This window comes from Phormidium pseudopriestleyi FRX01, assembly GCF_017313335.1.
GTDB classification, from domain to species: domain Bacteria; phylum Cyanobacteriota; class Cyanobacteriia; order Cyanobacteriales; family Laspinemataceae; genus Laspinema; species Laspinema pseudopriestleyi.
On record NZ_JAFLQW010000432.1, the window covers coordinates 1 to 4,071 of the forward strand.

Sequence of the window (4,071 nt, forward strand, 5' to 3'; positions counted from 1 at the left end):
GCAAACCCATCGTACCCATACCGTGCCTGTCCCGGTCTCGGCGCACCCCAATCACAATAGTCTGGAGTCAGCTTTCGCACAAACAAATCTAACACCCGACTACTACTGCTCAAATAGGGTGCAAACAACAAACAACCGGCAATATCCTGACTACGTTCTAAGGCCAACCAGGCCGCCACGGTCCCGCCGCCGGATAACCCCCCGATGTAGACATCTTCCCCCAACTCTTGAGCGCGATCGAGCCATTCCTGGGCAAAATCTTGATACACTGCTGCCGTAGTCGGTAATGGAGGTGGATTTTGCCGACTCCAGTTCCCCCCATGACCATGACCGGGCATTAAGGGGACTAAAACATTGTAACCCGCCTTAAAAAATGCCTCTCCCATCGGCACAAACTGCCAGGGTGCAGCGGTAAACCCGTGAAAGAACAGCAGCACTTTTTTGGTCCGGCGAGGATGGAGAAAAAAGCGCGATCGGCAGTGTTCATTCAGCAGAGGCAGGTCATCTTCACGGCTTTTGGCATTACAAACAAAGTCGGCGATCGAACCACAGTAATTCAACATTTAAACACCCGGTACAGTCAGAAGGATCAAGGATATATAGCTAGTTCATCCTTCTGACTCGGCAATCCTGATATAATGAAAAAGCACTGGTGAAATTTACCGCTGGTATCCCGAAGCCACAATCATCGAACCAATCCCCGTATCGGTTAAAATTTCCAGCAACAGGGAGTGATTGATCCGACCATCAATAATGTGAGCCGCCTTGACCCCTTGGGCCAAACTCCTTACACAACAGGTCACCTTGGGAATCATCCCCCCGGAAACCACCCCGTTTTTCATCAGTTCCCGCGCTTGTTGAATATCCAGTTGCGGCAGCAGGGTAGAAGGGTCCTTGGGATCCTGTAAAATTCCTGCCGTGTCCGTCATTAAGATTAATTTTTCCGCACCCAAAGCCGCAGCCAGTTCTCCGGCGATCGTATCGGCATTAATATTATACGATTGACCCTCCTCATCCGCTGCCACACTGGAGACCACGGGAATATAGCCAGATTTGACTAAGGCTTCTAAAATTTTGGGATTCACAGAACTCACTTCCCCAACAAAGCCAATTCCTTCATCCCCTTGAGGACGTGCGGTGATTAAATTCCCATCTTTACCGCACAATCCGACCGCTAAACCCCCCGCTTGATTAATCAGGGCGACAATTTCCTTGTTGACCCGGCCTACTAACACCATTTCCACCACATCCATTGTCGGCGCATCGGTGACCCGCAGACCATTTTTAAATTGGGGCTCGATGCCAAGTTTGTCCAACCAGCTATTAATTTCCGGACCGCCACCGTGGACCAACACAGGCCGGACCCCGACACAGGCCAGGAAGACCAAATCCCGCATTACTTGGTCCTTGAGGGTGCTGTCTTTCATGGCTGCACCGCCATATTTAACCACAATCGTGCGGCCAGCGAATTGCTGGATATAGGGGAGGGCTTCACTCAGCACCTTCACCCGCATTGCTTCAGTTTCTTGTTGGCTGAGTTCTTTTTCGGTCACCATAGGTATTCCCTGAAAATAGGTCACTCCTAGCTTATGGCAATTTTTCAACCCTGAGAATCATCATAAAAATTTGGGTTGAGGGGAATCTATCGATTTGCTGCGGGAAAGGGAGGATTTAGTTCTGATTAACACGGTGTTTGAGGATTTTGGAAATTTCGCTTAAAACTCCCGTAGCGATTTGTTCTGGGGTATCTTCAGGACTGACTATAACGCGCACATCGGCCTGGGAGTAGAGGGATTGGCGTTGGTCAAGGAGCGATCGCAGTTTAGCCATTGGGTCAGGGTCTCTTAACAATGGCCGGGTGGTATCCCCGGACAACCGCTGATAAAGTTGCTCCACAGGAACATCTAACCACACCACGACCCCATGTTGCAGATAACTCCAGTTTTGCCGGTTCAGGATAATCCCTCCCCCCGTGGCGACAACCAGACGGGTATAGGCGCACAATTCGCTTAACACCTTCGTTTCGAGTTCCCGAAATGCCGCCTCTCCACTTTCGGCAAAAATCTCCGGGATAGACTGACCCGCCACCTGTTCAATCAGGCGATCGGTGTCAAAATAACGATACTCCAATTGGGGGGCCAGAATTTGGGCAATGGTGGTTTTTCCAGACCCCATCATCCCGATGAGATAGAGGTTGCATCCTTTGAGAAACTGATTCACGTTACTTGCTTAAGGCAGGGCGAGGTTATTCTTACCATTGTTCGGGGTCGCAAATCAAGGGTAGGGAGAGTTATCCTCGGTCCCAGGATCTGCATTTCTCCTGTGGCATCTTTGATCCGGCGATTGATGGCCACCCTGATTTTTTTTCTATATACAATCGTATTCCTCGGGGGCTAAAATGCGATCGCTTGCTGGAGTGGGTTGGGGATTCATGGGAATTGCTGGGAGGGGGTTACTGCCTTTGTGCTTCAGTCAAAGGGTAAAGGGATGGGTGGACATTGATGAATGGAGAGTGAATATCAATCTGCCAATTTTCATCGATAAATTCCAGATTTTCATCATAAATTAGCATCAGTTCACCGATAGGCGGGTTAGGGGAGATTGTTTCTGGGGAGATTTCAGCGAAATTGAGAACAAATTTGAGTTGGATCCGGCGTTTGTCACCGTGAAAGGCGATCGCACGGGTGACTAATTCCGGGGAAAGAGGACGAGGCAGGGTGATTGTTTCATAAAATTGGTCCGATTCATCCCAATATCCCGCTATTTTATAATCGGATAATTCCAGATGCTCAAAAACCAGAGAATGAGCATCAAGACGGGTAAATATTTCCGATAAATTCTGCCAAACTGGATGATTTTTTAAGAGAATCATACTTGTTATTCCTTAATGTTCTGTAACACAACCGGGGAAGTGTAAAACGCCATCGATAATTTTTCCATGAAACCGGCGATCGCCACCTTTTCCTAAAATTTTGGACTTCAAATCGTAACCTTCCACTTCAGACGAGAGTCTACCCTTTCTTTTTCAATCGCTTTTAAATGTTTGTTAGTCGCATCATATCGGATTCCTTGGTTAATTTGCTCTTGACCAAAACAAACAAGCATCTCATTCAGAGTCTTATAGACAAGATCCGGCTGTATTTCCGACCACCTATCGGGTAAACTTTCCGGCAGTTTCATTTCGTTCATTGAACGGATGAAAGAGTCCATCAGTGTAACATCACCCATAGTTGGCCAGGGTTTGCCCCCACCGCCAGAGGGTTGCGGGTTGAGATTGACAAAATAAATGTCTCCTCTTTGAATTGCCATCAAGTTTATAACCCATCTAGTTCTGCAATAGCAAACTCTTCATTGATAGCTGCAATTTCTGCTTGAACTTCTGGGTGTTGGGCCATTTCTTGCAGTTGAAATTTTAAAAGTTTGCTATCATTAAATTGACTAAAAACTTGGGTTTTAGATTGAATTTGCTTGACCAATTTATCCAAAAGCCACTGTTGTTCTGACACAGATAAGTTGCGAATATCGCGAGCAATTTCTAATAATTTAGATGAAACCATGTGCTGTTTTCCCTCACTTCAGGAAGGGCAAAGTTTTGAGGCAAAAACCCGCACCCGTCAACGGTGGGGCGTTTGCGGACACTAACGAAGCCATGTCCATTATGACTATAGAATGACTGTTTGTCAATGAGAAATTGGGTTATGTTGAGAATGACTATATCCGATGGTTGTAATGACTGAATGTCAAGGCCCGATCGCCTTTACCAATGGGCAGAATAGAGGGCAGTGCAGAGTATCGCTACGGGGTGGCGATCGCATTGTTAATGATTAGAGTTATTTTGGGGATTAGGGGGGGATAACGACTGAAGTCGTTACTACGAACATCAGAGAATGACTAGGATAAAATTTCATTAACGTTGATGGTGATGTCAGGAAAGGTTTGTAAGGATAGGGTGTCTCCGGGATAGAATTGACTGATGATTTGATATCCGGTGGCGGTGGGTTGGCCGTAGACTTCTAGGCAGTTTTCGGGGAGGTTGACTAACCAGACTTCGGTGATGTTATGTTCGGCATA

The 4,071-nt window shown here is 47.1% G+C and carries 7 protein-coding genes; all 7 read right to left on the minus strand.

Going from position 1 to position 4,071, the window contains the following annotated elements; translation table 11 throughout:
- A partial coding sequence (locus J0895_RS16245; protein ID WP_207089088.1) for an alpha/beta hydrolase occupies window positions 1-563 on the minus strand: 563 nt, incomplete at its 3' end.
- A 96-nt stretch (window positions 564-659) separates the two neighbouring features.
- The gene (argB, locus tag J0895_RS16250; protein ID WP_207089089.1) at window positions 660-1,556 is read right to left on the minus strand and encodes an acetylglutamate kinase; all 897 of its coding nucleotides are present in this window, start codon (window positions 1,554-1,556) and stop codon (window positions 660-662) included.
- A 115-nt stretch (window positions 1,557-1,671) separates the two neighbouring features.
- Window positions 1,672-2,220, minus strand: a complete 549-nt coding sequence (locus J0895_RS16255) for a shikimate kinase (RefSeq protein WP_207089090.1) — start codon at window positions 2,218-2,220, stop codon at window positions 1,672-1,674.
- Between the two features lie 232 nt (window positions 2,221-2,452).
- Window positions 2,453-2,872, minus strand: a complete 420-nt coding sequence (locus J0895_RS16260) for a hypothetical protein (protein WP_207089091.1) — start codon at window positions 2,870-2,872, stop codon at window positions 2,453-2,455.
- Between the two features lie 107 nt (window positions 2,873-2,979).
- Complete coding sequence (locus J0895_RS16265) at window positions 2,980-3,309, minus strand: hypothetical protein (protein ID WP_207089092.1); 330 nt, start codon at window positions 3,307-3,309, stop codon at window positions 2,980-2,982.
- Between the two features lie 5 nt (window positions 3,310-3,314).
- Window positions 3,315-3,557 (minus strand): hypothetical protein, encoded by a 243-nt coding sequence (locus J0895_RS16270; RefSeq protein ID WP_207089093.1) that lies wholly within the window; start codon window positions 3,555-3,557, stop codon window positions 3,315-3,317.
- A 334-nt stretch (window positions 3,558-3,891) separates the two neighbouring features.
- Window positions 3,892-4,071: Uma2 family endonuclease (locus J0895_RS16275; protein WP_207089094.1), on the minus strand; the 180-nt coding region annotated here is incomplete at its 5' end.

Bases quoted from the DNA above. Each gene is read 5' to 3' on its own strand.
- argB (WP_207089089.1), bottom strand. From the start codon at position 1,556: ATGGTGACCGAAAAAGAACTCAGCCAACAAGAAACTGAAGCAATGCGG.
- J0895_RS16260 (WP_207089091.1), bottom strand. From the start codon at position 2,872: ATGATTCTCTTAAAAAATCATCCAGTTTGGCAGAATTTATCGGAAATA.
- J0895_RS16265 (WP_207089092.1), bottom strand. From the start codon at position 3,309: ATGGCAATTCAAAGAGGAGACATTTATTTTGTCAATCTCAACCCGCAA.
- J0895_RS16270 (WP_207089093.1), bottom strand. From the start codon at position 3,557: ATGGTTTCATCTAAATTATTAGAAATTGCTCGCGATATTCGCAACTTA.